Origin of the sequence: Pseudomonas sp. A2 (genome assembly GCF_023100865.1) — a bacterium.
Lineage (GTDB): Bacteria > Pseudomonadota > Gammaproteobacteria > Pseudomonadales > Pseudomonadaceae > Aquipseudomonas > Aquipseudomonas asiatica.
The window spans coordinates 5,561,281-5,578,492 of the sequence record NZ_CP039127.1; the positions used below are offsets into that span (position 1 = coordinate 5,561,281).

Annotated in this window: 15 protein-coding genes; 5 read left to right on the top strand and 10 right to left on the bottom strand. The window is 63.7% G+C overall.

The features are described 5' to 3' along the window. The first annotated feature begins 39 nt into the window (after positions 1-39). The 3 genes from dbpA to yccS all read left to right on the top strand — a co-directional run bounded on the left by dbpA (position 40) and on the right by yccS (position 5,086). Entirely contained in the window at positions 40-1,377 is a 1,338-nt protein-coding gene (dbpA, locus tag E5221_RS25725; protein WP_233687397.1) for an ATP-dependent RNA helicase DbpA, read from the top strand. A 122-nt stretch (positions 1,378-1,499) separates the two neighbouring features. Beyond that, positions 1,500-2,681 carry an NAD(P)/FAD-dependent oxidoreductase gene (locus E5221_RS25730; protein WP_247846642.1) on the top strand — a complete coding sequence of 394 codons (1,182 nt, stop codon included), beginning with the start codon at positions 1,500-1,502 and terminating at the stop codon, positions 2,679-2,681. Positions 2,682-2,902: 221 nt separating this feature from the next. Then, a complete protein-coding gene (gene yccS / locus E5221_RS25735; protein ID WP_247846643.1) occupies positions 2,903-5,086 on the top strand; it encodes a YccS family putative transporter in 2,184 nt (727 codons plus the stop codon). A gap of 130 nt (positions 5,087-5,216) precedes the next feature. Here yccS and E5221_RS25740 read toward each other — a convergent pair whose 3' ends face one another. Beyond that, positions 5,217-5,954, bottom strand: a complete 738-nt coding sequence (locus E5221_RS25740) for a transporter substrate-binding domain-containing protein (protein WP_039612471.1) — start codon at positions 5,952-5,954, stop codon at positions 5,217-5,219. A gap of 155 nt (positions 5,955-6,109) precedes the next feature. On the opposite strand from E5221_RS25740, the gene E5221_RS25745 reads away from it, so the two are divergent. After that, positions 6,110-6,562 carry a GNAT family N-acetyltransferase gene (locus E5221_RS25745; protein ID WP_039612472.1) on the top strand — a complete coding sequence of 151 codons (453 nt, stop codon included), beginning with the start codon at positions 6,110-6,112 and terminating at the stop codon, positions 6,560-6,562. Between the two features lie 32 nt (positions 6,563-6,594). Here the strand turns inward: E5221_RS25745 and E5221_RS25750 are convergent, their stop codons facing one another. From E5221_RS25750 to tkt, 9 genes are all read right to left on the bottom strand, one after another. Continuing rightward, entirely contained in the window at positions 6,595-6,891 is a 297-nt protein-coding gene (locus tag E5221_RS25750) for a winged helix-turn-helix domain-containing protein (protein WP_013974495.1), read from the bottom strand. Between the two features lie 12 nt (positions 6,892-6,903). Next, the gene (locus E5221_RS25755) at positions 6,904-7,404 is read right to left on the bottom strand and encodes a M48 family metallopeptidase (RefSeq protein ID WP_003259625.1); all 501 of its coding nucleotides are present in this window, start codon (positions 7,402-7,404) and stop codon (positions 6,904-6,906) included. Between the two features lie 39 nt (positions 7,405-7,443). Further along, positions 7,444-9,570 (bottom strand): EAL domain-containing protein, encoded by a 2,127-nt coding sequence (locus E5221_RS25760; RefSeq protein ID WP_061550427.1) that lies wholly within the window; start codon positions 9,568-9,570, stop codon positions 7,444-7,446. Positions 9,571-9,793: 223 nt separating this feature from the next. Continuing rightward, the gene (gene fba, locus E5221_RS25765; protein ID WP_003259623.1) at positions 9,794-10,858 is read right to left on the bottom strand and encodes a class II fructose-bisphosphate aldolase; all 1,065 of its coding nucleotides are present in this window, start codon (positions 10,856-10,858) and stop codon (positions 9,794-9,796) included. Positions 10,859-10,958: 100 nt separating this feature from the next. Next, positions 10,959-11,288, bottom strand: a complete 330-nt coding sequence (locus E5221_RS25770; RefSeq protein WP_061550428.1) for an MliC family protein — start codon at positions 11,286-11,288, stop codon at positions 10,959-10,961. A 63-nt stretch (positions 11,289-11,351) separates the two neighbouring features. Further along, positions 11,352-11,603 (bottom strand): hypothetical protein, encoded by a 252-nt coding sequence (locus E5221_RS25775; protein WP_003257743.1) that lies wholly within the window; start codon positions 11,601-11,603, stop codon positions 11,352-11,354. Continuing rightward, positions 11,603-12,766 (bottom strand): phosphoglycerate kinase, encoded by a 1,164-nt coding sequence (locus E5221_RS25780; RefSeq protein ID WP_003257744.1) that lies wholly within the window; start codon positions 12,764-12,766, stop codon positions 11,603-11,605. The genes E5221_RS25775 and E5221_RS25780 overlap by 1 nt, the downstream gene beginning before the upstream one ends. A 12-nt stretch (positions 12,767-12,778) precedes the next feature. Beyond that, positions 12,779-13,840 (bottom strand): erythrose-4-phosphate dehydrogenase, encoded by a 1,062-nt coding sequence (epd, locus tag E5221_RS25785; RefSeq protein WP_015272057.1) that lies wholly within the window; start codon positions 13,838-13,840, stop codon positions 12,779-12,781. Positions 13,841-13,990: 150 nt separating this feature from the next. Continuing rightward, on the bottom strand, positions 13,991-15,988 hold the full coding sequence (gene tkt, locus E5221_RS25790) for a transketolase (protein WP_061550429.1): 1,998 nt from the start codon (positions 15,986-15,988) through the stop codon (positions 13,991-13,993). Positions 15,989-16,217: 229 nt separating this feature from the next. Between tkt and E5221_RS25795 the strand changes: the two genes are divergently transcribed. Then, a complete protein-coding gene (locus E5221_RS25795; RefSeq protein ID WP_061550430.1) occupies positions 16,218-17,210 on the top strand; it encodes a metalloregulator ArsR/SmtB family transcription factor in 993 nt (330 codons plus the stop codon). The last annotated feature ends 2 nt before the right edge of the window (positions 17,211-17,212 follow it).

Sequence of the window (17,212 nt, forward strand, 5' to 3'; positions counted from 1 at the left end):
GAATCCACCGCCTTTGCCACCTTGCCGCTGTCCACTGCCATGCTGGCCAACCTGGACGCCCTCGGCTATGCCTCGATGACACCGATCCAGGCCCAGAGCCTGCCGGTCATCCTCAAGGGGCAGGACCTGATCGCCCAGGCCAAGACCGGCAGCGGCAAGACCGCCGCCTTCGGCATCGGCCTGCTCAACCCGATCAACCCGCGCTACTTCGGTTGCCAGGCGCTGGTCCTGTGCCCTACCCGGGAGCTCGCTGACCAAGTGGCCAAGGAGCTGCGCCGCCTGGCCCGCGCCGAGGACAACATCAAGATCCTGACCCTGTGCGGCGGCGTTTCGCTGGGCCCGCAGATCGCTTCGCTGGAGCACGGCGCACACATCATCGTCGGCACCCCAGGGCGCATCCAGCAGCACCTGGACAAGGGCACCCTGGTGCTCGACGGGCTGAACACCCTGGTGCTGGACGAGGCCGACCGCATGCTCGACATGGGCTTCTTCGATGCCATCGCCAGCATCATCGGCAAGACCCCGTCGCGCCGCCAGACCCTGCTGTTCTCGGCCACCTACCCGGCCGGCATCAAGCAACTGGCCGCCGACTTCATGCGCAACCCGCAACAGGTCAAGGTCGAGAGCCTGCATGCCGACAATCAGATCGAGCAGCGCTTCATCGAGATCGACCCGCAACAGCGCCTCGAGGCGGTCACCCGCGTGCTCGGCCACTACCGCCCGCAGTCCTGCGTGGCGTTCTGCTTCACCAAGCAGCAGTGCGAGGATGTGGTCGCCCACCTGACCGCCAAGGGCATCGTTGCCCAGGCCCTGCATGGCGACCTGGAGCAGCGCGACCGCGACCAGGTGCTGACCATGTTCGCCAACCGCAGCAGTTCGGTGCTGGTGGCTACCGATGTGGCCGCCCGCGGCCTGGACATCGATGGCCTGGATATGGTCATCAACGTCGAACTGGCACGTGATGCGGAAATCCATGTGCACCGTGTCGGCCGCACCGGCCGTGCTGGCGAGAAAGGCATTGCGGTCAGCCTGGTGGCACCGGCCGAAGGCCACCGCGCCCAGGCCATCGAAGACCTGCAGAAGAGCCCGCTGCGCTGGGACCAGCTGGACAGCCTGAAGCACAAGGGCGGCGAGCCGCTGCTGCCGCTGATGAGCACCCTGTGCATCGCCGCCGGGCGCAAGGACAAGCTGCGCCCGGGTGACATCCTCGGGGCGCTGACCGGTGACGCCGGCATCCCCGGCAAGCAGGTGGGCAAAATTGCGATCTTCGATTTCCAGGCGTTCGTGGCCGTCGAACGGCCGCTCGCCAAGCAGGCGATGCAGCGCCTGAACAGCGGCAAGATCAAGGGGCGCTCCCTGAAAGTCCGCATTATCTAAAGCCATGCAAGGTCCCTGTGGGAGCGGGTTTACCCGCGAATGCGATAGTGGGCTCACTGCCGCCTTCGCGGGTGAACCCGCTCCCACAGGGTTCTGTGTTTCTTTCTTATAAGGTTTACACCGTGCACTCCACCGACGTGATCATCCTCGGCGCCGGCGCCGCCGGCCTGATGTGCGCACAGCTCAGCGCCCGCCGTGGCCGCCGGGTACTGGTGCTCGACCACGCCAACAAACCGGGCAAGAAGATCCTCATGTCCGGCGGCGGCCGCTGCAACTTCACGAACATGTATACCGAGCCAGGCAACTTCCTCTCGCAGAACGCACACTTCTGCAAATCGGCCCTGGCCCGCTACACCCAGTGGGACTTCATCGAGCTGGTGTGCAAGCACGGCGTGGCCTACCACGAGAAGAAGCTCGGCCAACTGTTCTGCGACAACAAGGCCAGCGACATCCTCGACATGCTGCTGGCCGAATGCGACGAGGCCGGCGCCGAGATCCGCATGCACACCAGCATCGAGCAGATCGAGAAGACCGAAAGCGGCTACCTGCTGCAGACCAGCGGCGGCCAGTTCGCCTGCCAGTCGCTGGTGATCGCCACCGGCGGCCTGTCGATCCCGACCCTGGGTGCCACCGGCTTCGGCTACCAGGTGGCCCGCCAGTTCGGCCACACCCTGCTGCCGACCCGCGCCGGGCTGGTGCCGTTCACCATCACCGAGCCCCAACTGAAAGCAGTGTGCACCGAGCTTTCGGGCACCTCGCTGGATTGCACCGCCAGCTGCAACGGCACCAGCTTCCGCGAGAACCTGCTGTTTACCCACCGCGGCCTCAGCGGCCCGGCGATTTTGCAGATTTCCTCGTTCTGGGAAGCAGGCGACACGGTCGAGATCAACCTGCTGCCCGACCGTGATGCACTGACCTGGCTGCAACAGATGCAGGCCGAACGCGCCAACGCCGAGCTGAAAACAGTGCTGGGCGAGGTATTTACCCGCAAGCTGGCCAACCTGCTGGCCGAGCAGTGGTTCGAGTCCCGGCCCATGAAGCAGTACACACCGGCGGAACTGGCACAGATCGCCGAGAAGCTGGCGAACTGGCAAGTGGTACCGGCCGGCACCGAGGGCTATCGCACTGCCGAAGTGACCCTGGGTGGCGTGGATACCCGCGAGGTGTCGTCCAAGACCATGGAATCGCTGAAGAGCCCTGGGTTGTATTTCATTGGTGAAGTGCTGGATGTGACTGGCCATTTGGGCGGTTTCAATTTCCAGTGGGCCTGGGCCTCCGCCAACGCCGCGGCGCAGTTCGTGTAGAGTAGAATCCATTCAGCAGCACGGAATGCTTCTTGCTGGCCCGTGCTGGGAGTGCCGAAATTCGCATGGGGCTGCCATGCAGCCCATTCGCGGCACAAGGCCGCTCCTACAGGGTACGCGATCGACTGTAGGAGCGGCCTTGTGCCGCGAATGGGCCGCACAGCGGCCCCAATGACACGGCCTCGAACGGTATTTCTCTGATCACTGCCTAGCAGGCCATCATGTCATCGAGCTCGTTCCGTCAGTCACTGCGTCGCCTGTGGGGTCAAGACAAGTTCAGCTACAGCATCCGGGTCACCATCGCCCTCACCGGCAGCCTCGCCCTGTGCTGGTACCAGAACGAAATGGCCCTGCTGATTCCGCTGTTCCTCGGCATTATCGCCAGCGCCCTGGCCGAAACCGATGACAGCTGGCAGGGCCGCCTCAGCGCCCTGGCCGTCACCCTGGTGTGTTTTGCCATCGCCGCACTGGCGATCGAACTGCTGTTCCCCTACCCGTGGGTATTCGTCATTGCCCTGGCCTTGGCGGCCTTTTGCCTGACGATGCTCGGTGCCCTGGGCGAACGCTATGGCGCCATCGCTTCAGCGACCCTGATCACAGCGGTGTACACCATGATCGGCGTGGACCAGCGCGGCGGCCAAGTCACCGATTTCTGGCACGAACCGCTACTGCTGGTGGCGGGCGCAGCCTGGTATGGGCTGCTGTCGGTGCTGTGGCAGGCGCTGTTTTCCAACCAGCCGGTGCAGCAGAGCCTGGCCAAGCTGTTTTTCGAGCTGGGCAGCTACCTCAAGCTCAAGGCCAGCCTGTTCGAACCCGTCCGCACCCTAGACGTCGAAGCCCGGCGCCTGGAGCTGGCCCAGCAGAACGGCAAGGTGGTGGCGGCGCTCAACGCGGCCAAGGAAATCATCCTGCACCGGGTGGGCAACAGCCAGCCGAACTCCAAGGTCAGCCGCTACCTCAAGCTGTACTTCCTGGCCCAGGACATCCATGAACGGGTCAGTGCTTCGCATTATCCCTACAACGCCCTGACCGAGGCTTTTTTCCACAGCGACGTGATGTTCCGCTGCCAGCGCCTGCTGCGCAAGCAGGGCTCGTCCTGCCAGGAGCTGGCCCGCTCTATCCGCCTGCGCCAGCCGTTCGTGCTGGCCAGCGGTTACCCCGAAGCCCTCGAAGACCTCAACGCCTCGCTGGAACACCTGCGCACGCAGAACAACCCGGCCTGGCGTGGCCTGCTTCGCTCGCTGCGGGCGCTGGCGGCCAACCTGGCGACGCTCGACCGCCTGCTCAGCGCCGCCAGCAACCCGGACAGCCTGGCCGACACCAGCGATAGCAGCCTGCTCGACCGCTCTCCACGCTCGCTGAAGGACGTGTGGACCCGCCTGCGCACCCAATTGACGCCGACCTCGCTGCTGTTCCGCCATGCCCTGCGCCTACCCCTGGCGTTGTCGATCGGCTATGGCATGGTGCACCTGATCCACCCCACCCAGGGCTACTGGATCATCCTCACCACGCTGTTCGTGTGCCAGCCCAACTACGGTGCGACCCGACGCAAGCTGGTGCAGCGGATAGCCGGCACCGCCGTCGGCCTGACGGTTGGCTGGGCATTGTTCGACCTGTTCCCCAACCCGGTCATCCAGTCGTTGTTCGCCGTGGTCGCCGGGGTGGTGTTCTTCGTCAACCGCACCACCCGCTACACCTTGGCCACGGCCGCGATCACCCTGATGGTGCTGTTCTGCTTCAACCAGATCGGCGATGGCTATGGCCTGTTCCTGCCGCGCCTGTTCGATACCCTGGTCGGCAGCCTGATCGCCATCCTCGCGGTGTTCCTGTTCCTCCCCGACTGGCAGGGGCGGCGGCTGAACAAGGCGCTGGCCAATACGCTGGCCTGCGCCAGCGTGTACCTGCGGCAGATCATGCAGCAGTATGCCCATGGCAAGCGCGATGATTTGGCATACCGCCTGGCCCGGCGCAACGCCCACAACGCCGACGCGGCGCTGTCCACCACCCTGGCCAACATGCTGATGGAGCCGGGGCATTTCCGGAAGGAGGCCGACGTCGGCTTCCGCTTCCTGGTGCTGTCGCATACCTTGCTCAGCTACCTCTCGGGGCTGGGCGCGCACCGCGACACGGCCCTGCCGGCGGAGGTGCAGGAGCAATTGATCGAAGGTGCCGGGCAAAGCCTGGCCAGCAGCCTGGACGAGATTGCCAACGGCCTGGCCGCGCGGCTACCAGTGGCGATTCACAGTGATGCCGAAGAGGCGCTGGCCAATGCCCTGGAGCAGATGCCGGAAGAGCTGGACGAGCACCAGCGGCTGGTACAGACGCAGTTGGCGTTGATCTGCCGGCAGTTGGGGCCGCTGCGGACCTTGGCAGCGCATTTGATCAAGGAAGGTGCACCGGCCTGAGTTGTATATCGCCTGTGCGGGCCTCTTCGCGGGTAAACCCGCTCCCACAGGAACATCACAAATCTCAAGTCCTGTGAGATACCTGTGGGAGCGGGTTTACCCGCGAAGAGGCCGGCACAGGCGATATAGATCAGAAGCCATGCTGGCGCATGAGCCGCGCATAGCTGCCATCCGCCTTCATCGCCGCAATCGCCTGCTCGAACCGCTCGACGATCCGCGCATGCTCCGGGTTTTTCAGGCTGACCAGGATATGCAGGGTGTTCTCTCCCAACGGCGGCTCCACCAGCATCACCCCATCGCGTACCTCCGGCAGCTCGCGCTGCAAGTTGTAACGAGCCACGTACTCGTCTTCCACCGCCAGGTCCACCCGCCCCGCCGCCAGCATGCGTACCGCAGAGGGAAAGTTGCGCACCGCCACCTTGTGCAGGCGAGTGTCGCGGTCGAACGCGGGGGAATAGGCGTAATCACGCACCACAGCGATGCTGTAGGGGTACAAATCTGACTGGCGCTTGTAGCGAAACGCCTCGCCCTTGCGTTGCAACAGGCGAATGCGGTTGACCAGGTAGGCTTCGGAAAACTGCCCGATGCTGGCGCGCGAGTCGTTGTACCAGGCGTTGATCAGCACGTCGTAACGCCCCTCGCTCACCCCCAGCAGAGCCCGCGCCCAAGGTGCCTCTTCGACCCCACTGGTGTAGCCGGCCCGGGCCAGCGCCGTGGTGACGATGCTGGTCGCCAGGCCACCGCCCGGCATGCTGGCATCGGTGAACGGCGGCCAATTGTCGGCCACCAGCCGCAGCTTTTCGCGCCCCAGGGCGGGTGTTGCAAGCATCATTGCCAGCAATCCCAACACACAAAACAGTGGCCGCATGCTCACGTCCTTTCGCAATGGAGGGCACACACTGCCGATGAGATTACACAAAGGCGTCGCCGAGGGCAGCGGCCAATAGTGTCATTTAGCCTCTATTTTGGCCGTGGCACGTGCATCATGCGATGATCGACGGTCCACTCAAGGAGTTCGCACCAATGTCCATCGACTGGCTTTGCAAGCACCACACCGATCTCAGCAAGGACCAGCTCTACGCCATTCTGCAGTTACGCACGGAAGTGTTCGTGGTCGAGCAACGCTGCGCCTACCAGGAAGTCGATGGCCAAGACCTGACCGGCGATACCCTGCACCTGATGGGCTGGCAGGATGACAAGCTGGTGGCCTACCTGCGCCTGCTCGACCCGCAATCCCAAGGAGGGGATGTGGTGATCGGGCGGGTAGTGACTGCACCTGCGGCGCGCGAGCTGAAGCTGGGGCATACCTTGCTGCTCAAGGGGTTGGAGGCAGCGGAGCATTGCTGGCCGGGGGTGCCGGTTTATCTGTCGGCGCAGGCGCATTTGCAGGCGTTCTATGCCCGGCATGGGTTCGCTGTGGTGGGCGAGGAATATCTTGAGGACGACATTCCGCATATCGGGATGCGCAAGGGATGAGATCGCCGGGCTGCAAAGCAGCCCGCAGTGGATCAGGGATACCCCAGCACTTCGCGAACCTGCCGCAGGTGCTGGATGATCCACTGTTTGTCGATCGCCCCCCAGTCATGAATGCGGTAATGCCCGGCGTGGTTGCGCGCGCCTTCCTGCTGTTCGAACTCGCAGACGATATCCAGGTCGGCTAGTGCCGCAATGGTGTCCTGGGCGGTGCGCCGGGGCATGCCGGTGGCTTCCATCAGGGCCGGAACGCTGGTCGCGGTCTGGCTGTCGATCAGCCAGGCCACGTACAGGCGGCGGTAGAAGCTACTCTTGGTCTTGCTCACTTCCATGCTGCGTGGTCCTTAACAGTTGCCCGGCAGCTCCCGATAGGTCAGGTAGACGCGCAGGTCGAATTCCAGTTGGTGGTAGTCCGGCTCCATGTGCTGGCAGAGCTGGTAGAACGCCTTGTTGTGGTCGCGCTCGCGCAGGTGTGCCAGTTCGTGCACCACGATCATGCGCAAGAACTGCGGCGCGGCCTCCTTGAACAGCGAGGCAATGCGGATTTCCTTCTTCGCCTTGAGCTTGCCGCCCTGCACCCTTGATATCGCCGTATTCAGGCCCAGGGCCCTATGGGTCAGGTCGAGACGATTGTCGAACAGCACCTTGTCCAGGTTCGGCGCGCTGCGCAGGTATTGCTGGCGCAAATCCTGGGCATAGCCGTACAACGCCTTGTCGTTCTGCACGTCATGGCGGTCGGGGTAGCGTCGCTGCAGGTACTCGCCGAGACGGTCGCTGTCGATCATCTGCCGCACCTGCTGCTGCAGGTGCGGTGGGTAGGCTTGCAAGTATCGTAATACGGTCATGGGGCTGCATTCGGTGTAACGAAAGCCGATTCTAGCCAATCATGGCCCCGGCCAGGAGAAAATTGCCGGGAAGCTGCTGGCATCCGTGGCGGTCATCGGGTATGCCACCAGGAACCCCTGCACGTACTCACAGCCATTGGCCTTGAGCCAGGCCGCCTGGGCCGGGGTTTCCACCCCCTCGGCGATTACCGTGATGCTGTAGTCGGCGCACAGGCCGATGACGCTGCGCACCAGCGCGGCATCCTCCGCCGAGTCGGGCAGGCGCGCCACCAGGTGGCGGTCGAGCTTGAGGGTATCGATCGGCAGGTCGCGCAACATGCGCAACGAACAGTCGCCGGCACCAAAGTCATCCAGCGCCACCCGCACCCCCAGCTCGCGCAAACGATGTATCTGCTTCACCGCCGCATCGATGTTGTACATCAGCGAGGTTTCCGCCACCTCTACTTCCAACTGCGCCGGGTCCAGCTGGTAAAGCTGGATGACCCGGTGCAGTTCGTCGACCAGGCTGGGCATGGCGAACTGCGCGCGGCTCAGGCTGATACCCAGCACCAGGTCTGCCGGGAAACGCTGGCACCAGGCCTGGCGCTGAGCCGCGCCCTGGCGGTAGATCCAGCTGGCCAGGCGGTTGATCAGGCGCGCCTCTTCCAGCAACGGGATGAACAGCCCCGGCGGAACGTCGCCGACACTGGGATGCTGCCAACGCAGCAAGGCCTCGAAGCCACGCAGGCGGCCATCGTTGAAGCCAACCTGCGGCTGGTAAACCAGAGTGAAGTCTTGTTGCTCCACGGCCGTGCGTACACTGTCCTCGAGCATCAGCCGCGAACGCGCCCGGCCATTGAGCTCCTGATCGTAGAAGCGATACTGCTGGCGCCCGGCTTGCTTGGCCGCGTACATAGCCGCATCGGCCGCACGCAAGAGGCCTTCGACATTGGCGCCGCAATCCGGATAGGTGGCGATGCCGATGCTCACACCAAGGCTCACATCCAGCCCTTCCACCTGGTGGCTGATGGAAATGCGCTCCAGCAACCGCTCGGCATAGCGCCCGGCCTGCTCCGGGTAAGGCAGGCTGTCGAACAGCGCGGTGAACTCGTCGCCGCCCATGCGCGCCAACAACGCTTCACTGCCCAGGCAATCCTTGAGCTGTTCGGCCACCCAGTGCAGCACCCGGTCGCCAGCGTCGTGGCCGAGCGAGTCGTTGATGCGCTTGAATCCATCCAGGTCCATGTACATCAGTGCCTGCGCCTTGTCCGAGCGCTCGTTGCGCAGCAGTGCACCTTCGGCGGCCTGATAGAACCCGCGGCGGTTGAGCAAGCCGGTAAGCGGGTCGGTGACGGCCTGGTATTCCAGCTGCTGGTGCAGGTTGCGCACCACCGACATGTCCAGCACGGTAACCACCATGGCTTGCTGTTCTGTCGGCAGCGGTGCACAAGACAACGCGACCGGCACCAGCTCGCCGCCAAGGGTGCGCAACTGGGCATCGTGCACGCGGAAGATGCGCCGCCCAAGGTAGGCCTGGTAGAACTCCGATTCGCTCCACAAGCAGGCACTGGCCAGTTGCACCAAATCGAGCAGATGGGCGCCCTGCAACTGCTGGACTGGCGCTGACAACAAACGGGAAATGGCCGGGTTGGCAAAGCTGATGATGCCTTGGGCATCCACCACCAGAATGCCCTCGGCAGCGTTCTCCAGGATCGACGCGTTGAACGCCCTGGCCGTTTCCAGTTCACGGGTCAGGCGCTGCAGCATGCGCCGATTGCGCTGCTGGTCGAGCAGGGCCTGGACCTTGGGCTTGAGAATTTGCGGGTCGAACGGTTTGAACATGTAGTCCACGGCGCCACTGGCGTAACCCTTGAGCACGGCCGCTTCGGACTGTTCATTGGCGGTGAGGAAAATGATCGGGGTCAGCCGGGTGCGCTGGCTGCCGCGCATCAGTCGGGCGACTTCGAAGCCGTCCATCTCCGGCATCTGTACATCCAGCAGCACCAGGTCGACATCGTGTTCAAGCAAAGCACCCAGGGCTTCCATCCCCGAGTTTGCCGTCAACACCTGCCAATCCTGACGGGCCAGCAATGCCCGCATGCTGATGAGGTTTTCGGGGTAATCGTCTACCACCAGAAGAACCGAGTTGCCATCCAGTGGCTGAGGGTGAGGTTGAGCGCCATCCATGCTGCTTCTCTATTATGTGACCGACTTCAAGATACGGTTGGATCCACTAGTACTCTAGACCTGAGCGGATAACACGCAATGCAATCAGAACGCTATCAGTGCCTCAACTATACGGTAGCCGACTAACGGTCGCTTTGCCGGGAATATGTGCCCGCGCAAAGTTCTAACACCCAAAAATGAAAAAACCCGCATCGCTGCGGGCTTTTTCATCAATACCAGAAGATCAGTTGATCTTGGCGGCCAGCTCACCTTTCAGGTAGCGCTGGTACATGCCTTCCAGGGAGATCGGCTTGATCTTCGAGGCATTGCCAGCGGTGCCGAAGGCTTCGTAACGAGCGATACACACGTCACGCATGGCCTTGATGGTTTCACCGAAGAACTTGCGCGGGTCGAACTCGCTCGGGTTCTGCGCCATCAGGCGGCGCATGGCACCAGTGGAAGCCAGACGCAGGTCGGTGTCGATGTTGACCTTGCGCACGCCGTACTTGATACCTTCGACGATTTCCTCGACCGGTACACCGTAGGTTTCCTTGATGTCGCCGCCGTACTGGTTGATGATCGCCAGCCACTCTTGCGGCACCGAGGACGAACCGTGCATCACCAGGTGGGTGTTGGGGATGCGCTTGTGGATTTCCTTGATGCGGTCGATGGCCAGCACATCACCGGTTGGTGGCTTGGTGAACTTGTAGGCACCGTGGCTGGTACCGATGGCGATGGCCAGGGCGTCGACCTGGGTCTTCTTGACGAAGTCGGCAGCCTCTTCCGGGTCGGTCAGCATCTGGCTGTGGTCCAGCACGCCTTCGGCGCCGATGCCGTCTTCTTCACCGGCCATGCCGGTTTCCAGCGAACCCAGGCAGCCCAGCTCGCCCTCTACCGAAACACCGCAGGCGTGCGCCATGGCAACGGTCTGCTGGGTAACGCGAACGTTGTACTCGTAGTCGGTCGGGGTCTTGCCATCTTCACCCAGCGAGCCGTCCATCATCACCGAGCTGAAGCCCAGCTGGATCGAGCGCTGGCAGACGTCAGGGCTGGTGCCGTGGTCCTGGTGCATGCACACCGGGATATGCGGGAATTCTTCGATGGCCGCCAGGATCAGGTGACGCAGGAACGGGGCACCGGCGTATTTGCGGGCACCGGCCGAAGCCTGGACGATCACCGGGGAGTCGGTCTTGTCGGCCGCTTCCATGATGGCGCGCATCTGCTCGAGGTTGTTGACGTTGAAAGCTGGTACGCCGTAACCGAACTCGGCGGCGTGGTCCAGCATCTGGCGCATGCTAATGAGTGCCATTGTGTATCTCTCTCCCGACAAGCGTCGTTTGTTTCGTGCAAGCCTGCCGCAGGGGCGGTTGCTGTTCAAGTAGTGTGGGCCACCCTCGCGGCCCGGCCAGTCACGGTGCCTTGCAGCCCCGCCCAATCAGATCGTTGGTTGCCACCCAGTACACCAGGCCTTCTTCGCCCTTGGTATGGAAGGCCAGCATGCCATCGCTGTACAGCGCACCCGAGGCACCCGGCTCGGCCTTGAGCCGGTAGACCTGGTCGCCGCCACCAAGGCGCACATCGACCTGATCGCGCTGCGCATCAGCGAAGCGCCACAGCACTTCAGCCTGAGTGTCGCAGACCCAGCGGGTCCAGTCGTCTGCCGGAGCGGGTTGCGCCGGCCTCAGCAGCGAGCATCCTGCCAGTGTCGCCAGGGCCGTCACGGCCAAAAGCGCTTTCATTACATATCCTCTAGATGACCATGCAGCGGCCGCTTGGTTGCCCGACCCGACGAAATGCCGGGTTCAAGGGCAACCAGGCGCCTTGCGCTGGTGGTCTTCGTCGTACTTTTCCAGGCCTTCCGGGCCCACGCGCTTGCTGATTACCGGCACGGTCTCGGCCTGCCACTCGGACTGGTAGCAACCGCCCTTTGGCGGCTGGGCCGGGTCGGTATCCGAGGCCGGGCTGCCGGCGCATGCGCTCAGCAGGCCGGCCAGCATCATCACAGGCAATTGCTTGACCATCAGGCCGCTCCCTTTGCCAAGCGCCGACGTCATCAGGCCTTGGCCCGCTCTTCCAGGATCGCCACGGCCGGCAGTACCTTGCCCTCGACGAACTCGAGGAAGGCGCCACCGCCGGTAGAAATGTAGGAGATATCGGCGCCAACGCCATATTTGTCGATGGCAGCCAGGGTGTCACCGCCACCTGCGATGGAGAACGCGGCGCTGTCGGCGATGGCCTTGGCCAGCACCTTGGTGCCGTTACCGAACTGGTCGAACTCGAACACGCCGACCGGGCCATTCCACAGGATGGTCTTCGACGACTTCAGCAGCTCCGCGAAGTGGGCTGCGGTTTGCGGGCCGATGTCCAGGATCATGTCGTCAGCGGCAACGTCAGCAATGGCCTTGACGGTGGCTTCGGCGCTCTCGGCGAACTCCTTGGCAACCACCACGTCGACCGGCAGAGGCACGCTGACCTTGGCAGCGATGGCCTTGGCGGTATCGACCAGGTCAGGCTCGTACAGCGACTTGCCTACCGGGTGGCCGGCTGCGGCCAGGAAGGTGTTGGCGATGCCACCACCGACGATCAGCTGGTCGCACACCGAGCTCAGGCTGTTCAGCACATCCAGCTTGGTGGAGACCTTGGAACCGGCAACGATGGCCGCCATCGGCTTGGCCGGGGCCTTCAAGGCCTTGCCCAGGGCATCCAGCTCGGCTGCCAGCAGAGGGCCAGCAGCAGCGACCTTGGCAAACTTGGCAACACCATGGGTCGAACCTTCGGCACGGTGGGCAGTACCGAAAGCGTCCATGACGAACACGTCGCACAGGGCGGCGTATTTCTGCGCCAGCTCGTCGGCGTTCTTCTTCTCGCCCTTGTTGAAGCGCACGTTCTCGAACAGCACCAGGTCACCAGCCTTGACCTCGACACCGTCCAGGTAGTCGGCAACCAGCGGCACGTCGCGGCCCAAGGCATTGCTCAGGTAGTCGGCGACCGGCTTGAGGCTGTTCTCGGCGGAGAATTCACCCTCGGTCGGGCGGCCCAGGTGCGAGCAGACCATTACCGCTGCACCCTTCTCCAGGGCCAGCTTGATGGTCGGCAGCGCTGCCAGGATACGCGCGTCGCTGGCTACCACACCGTCCTTCACAGGCACGTTGAGGTCTTCGCGGATCAGTACGCGCTTACCTTGCAGGTCGAGGTCGGTCATCTTCAACACGGTCATGAATGCAGTCCTTCAGGGCTGTTTGTTGCGGGTTGGGTGGACGACGTGCAGATAGTGTTCGGCAACGTCGAGCATACGGTTGGCGAACCCCCATTCGTTGTCGAACCAGGCCAGCAGGTTCACCAGGCGAGGGCCGGAAACACGGGTCTGGCTGGCATCGACGATCGCCGAATGCGGGTCATGGTTGAAATCACAGCTGGCGTGGGGCAACTCGGTGTAGGCCAGCAAGCCTTTGAGCGGGCCTTCCAGCGCCGCCTCGCGCAGCACCCGGTTGACTTCGGCCGCGCTGGTATCGCGAGCGGTCTGCAGGGTGATATCCAGGCACGAGACGTTGACGGTCGGTACGCGTACCGCTTTGGCCTGGATTCGCCCGGCAAGTTCCGGAAGCAGGCGTTCGATGCCACGCGCCAGACCAGTGGACACCGGGATCACCGACTGGAAGGCCGAGCGCGTGCGGCGCAGGTCTTCGTGGTGGTAGGCGTCGATCACCGGCTGGTCGTTCATCGCCGAGTGGATAGTGGTGATCTGCACGTACTCGATGCCGAATGCCTGGTCCAGCACACGCAGCAGCGGCACGCCGCAGTTGGTGGTGCAAGAGGCGTTGGACACCAGGCGCTCGCTGCCGGTCAGGCAGGCCTGGTTGACGCCGTAGACCACCGTGGCATCGACATCGGCCTCGCTGGCCATCGGCTGCGAGAACAGCACCCGAGGCGCGCCGGCGTCGAGGAAGCGCTGGCCATCGGCGCGGGTGTGGTAGGCGCCGGAGCACTCCAGTACCAGGTCGATGTCCAGGGCGGCCCAGTCGATGCCCTCGGGGGTGGCACTGCGCATCACCTTCACGCAGTCGCCATTGATATGCAGACAGTCGCCATCGACCTTCACCTCACCGGGGAAGCGCCCGTGGGTGGAGTCGAAGCGTGTCAGGTATTCAAGGCTGGCCTGGTCGGCCAGGTCGTTCAGCGCGACGATCTCGAAACCGGCCTTTGCCCCCCGCTCGAACAGCGCGCGCAGGACACAGCGGCCGATACGGCCATAACCGTTGAGTGCAACTTTGTAGGGACGCAGGTGGGGCATAGGTAGCTCTTGAACTCCGGCAGTTGAACGGGGCCGCTGCGCAGCCCATTCGCGGCACAAGGCCGCTCCTACAGGGGACGGCGTACGCAATACCCTGTAGGAGCGGCCTTGTGCCGCGAACGAGGGCCAGAGGCCCTCGCCTTCCTTGTATCAGTCTTCCAGCAGCTCTTCGGCAGTACCGAGGATGTTCTCCAGGGTGAAGCCGAACTCTTCGAACAGTGCCGAAGCCGGCGCCGACTCACCGTAGGTGGTCATGCCGATGATACGACCTTCCAGGCCGACGTACTTGTACCAGAAGTCGGCGTGAGCGGCTTCGATGGCGATACGCGCACCCACTTCCAGCGGCAGCACGGACTGCTTGTAGGCAGCGTCCTGGGCATCGAACACGCTGGTGCACGGCATGGAAACCACGCGCACCTTGCGGCCTTGTTCGGTCAGCTTGGCGTGCGCCTGAACAGCTAGGCCAACTTCGGAACCGGTGGCGATCAGGATCAGCTCAGGCTCGCCGGCGCAGTCCTTGAGCACGTAGCCGCCGCGACTGATGTCGGCGATCTGCTGGGCGTCGCGGTCCTGGTGCTGCAGGTTCTGGCGCGAGAAGATCAGCGCCGAAGGGCCGTCCTTGCGCTCCAGGGCGCTTTTCCAGGACACGGCGGATTCCACCGCGTCGGCTGGGCGCCAGGTGTCCAGGTTCGGCGTGCTGCGCAGGCTGGTCAGCTGCTCGATCGGCTGGTGAGTCGGGCCGTCTTCGCCCAGGCCGATGGAGTCGTGGGTGTAGACGTGGATCACGCGCTGCTTCATCAGTGCCGACATGCGCACGGCGTTGCGGGCGTATTCCATGAACATCAGGAAGGTCGCGCCGTAAGGTACCAGGCCACCGTGCAGGGCAACGCCGTTCATGATGGCGGTCATGCCGAACTCGCGAACGCCGTAGAACACGTAGTTGCCGCTGGCGTCGTTGGCTTCGACACCCTTGCAACCCTTCCACAGGGTCAGGTTGGAACCGGCCAGGTCTGCCGAACCGCCGAGGAACTCCGGCAGCAGCGGGCCGAAGGCGTTCAGGGCGTTCTGGCTGGCCTTGCGGCTGGCGATGGTTTCGCCCTTGGCGGCCACTTCGTTGATGTAGGCCTGGGCCTTCTCGCTGAAGTCGGCCGGCAGCTCGCCGCTGTCACGGCGCTTGAACTCGGCAGCCAGCTCCGGGTAGGCCTTGGCGTAGGCGTCGAAGCGCTGGTTCCAGTCGGCTTCAACCTTGGCACCGGCGGCCTTGGCGTCCCACTCGGCATAGATGTCGGCCGGGATTTCGAACGGGCCGTGGTTCCAGTTCAGTTCCTTGCGAGCCAGGGCGATTTCGTCGTTGCCCAGCGGTGCGCCGTGGCAGTCTTCCTTGCCCTGCTTGTTCGGCGAGCCGAAACCAATGATGGTCTTGCAGCAGATCAGGGTCGGGCGATCGCTCTTGCGGGCGGTCTCGATGGCGGTCTTGATCTCGTCGGCGTCATGGCCGTCGACGTTGCGGATCACCTGCCAGTTGTACGCTTCGAAGCGCGCCGGGGTGTTGTCGGTGAACCAGCCGTGCACTTCGCCGTCGATGGAAATGCCGTTGTCGTCGTAGAAGGCGATCAGCTTGTTCAGGCCCAGGGTGCCGGCCAGCGAGGCGACTTCGTGGGAGATACCTTCCATCATGCAGCCGTCGCCGAGGAACACGTAGGTGTTGTGGTCGACGATGTTGTGGCCGTCACGGTTGAACTGGGCAGCGAGCACTTTTTCGGCCAGGGCGAAGCCCACGGCGTTGGCGATACCCTGGCCGAGCGGGCCGGTGGTGGTCTCGACGCCTGGGGTGTAGCCGTATTCCGGGTGGCCCGGGGTGCGGCTGTGCAGCTGGCGGAAGCCTTTGATGTCATCGATGGTGACGTCGTAGCCGGTCAGGTGCAGCAGCGAGTAGATCAGCATCGAACCGTGGCCGTTGGACAGTACGAAGCGGTCACGGTCGGCGAAACTCGGGTTGCTCGGGTTGTGCTTCAGATAGTCGCGCCAAAGCACTTCGGCGATATCCGCCATGCCCATGGGGGCACCTGGGTGGCCGCTGTTGGCCTTTTGCACGGCATCCATGCTGAGGGCACGAATGGCGTTGGCACGTTCACGACGGCTGGGCATCGCTGATCTCCTGGGGGGCTTGAATAGGTGGTGTCACGAAAAAAGGCGGCCATTTTCGCCCACTGGGGGGGCTTGGGGCAATGACGTATGGTCGCAGTCGGGGGATTTTCCTGCGATTGGCATTCAATTCGGGGTAAAACCGGGAGAACCACCCCACTCATCACTCAATATCAAAACTTTTTGATATTGCCCTTGCTAGGGCAACGATGCCTGTCTAGACTGCCGCACCATGAACCTCCGTGCGCAATCGATCCCCGAGCAACGCGAAGCATTGGCTGCCCTGTGCAAAGCCAGTGGCGACGAGTTGCGCCTGAACGTATTGCGCGCCCTGGCCAACGACTCGTTCGGCGTGCTGGAGCTGGCGCAGATCTTCGACGTGGGCCAGTCGGGCATGAGCCACCACCTTAAAGTACTGGCCCAGGCCGAGCTGGTGGCGACCCGCCGCGAGGGCAATGCCATCTTCTACCGCCGCGCCCTGCCCGACAGCTTGCGCCTGGGAGGTCGACTGCACGCGGCGCTGCTCGAAGAGGTGGACAACCTGACTCTTCCGCCTGACGTGCAGGCGCGCATTGCCCAGGTGCAGCAACGCCGCGCAGCCACCAGCCAGGACTTCTTCCTGCGCGTGGAAGAGAAGTTCCGCGCCCAGCAAGACCTGATCGCCGGCCTGCCGCAGTACCGCGAAAGCCTGCTGGCGCTGCTCGACAAACTGAATTTCGACCCGGCCGCCAGCGCCCTGGAGGTCGGCCCCGGTGACGGTGGCTTCCTGCCCGACCTGGCCCGGCGCTTCGCCCAGGTCACCGCCCTGGACAACAGCCCGACCATGCTCGAACTGGCGCGCCAGGTGTGCCAGCGCGAAGGGCTCGACAACGTGAACCTGCAGTTGGCCGATGCACTGGGTGCAACGGATGTGGCCGCCGACTGCGTTGTGCTGAACATGGTGCTGCACCATTTCAGCGACCCGGCCCTGGCCTTGCGCCAGCTGGCCAAACGGGTGAAGGCAGGCGGCAGCCTGCTGGTAACCGAACTGTGCAGCCATGACCAGGGGTGGGCGCGCGAAGCCTGCGGCGACCTGTGGCTTGGCTTCGAACAGGACGACCTGGCCCGTTGGGCCAACGACGCCGGGCTGGCCCCCGGGGACAGCCTGTACGTGGGCTTGCGTAACGGTTTCCAGATCCAGGTCCGCCATTTCCAGCGGACGGCTGGCGACATACACCATCGGTAAAT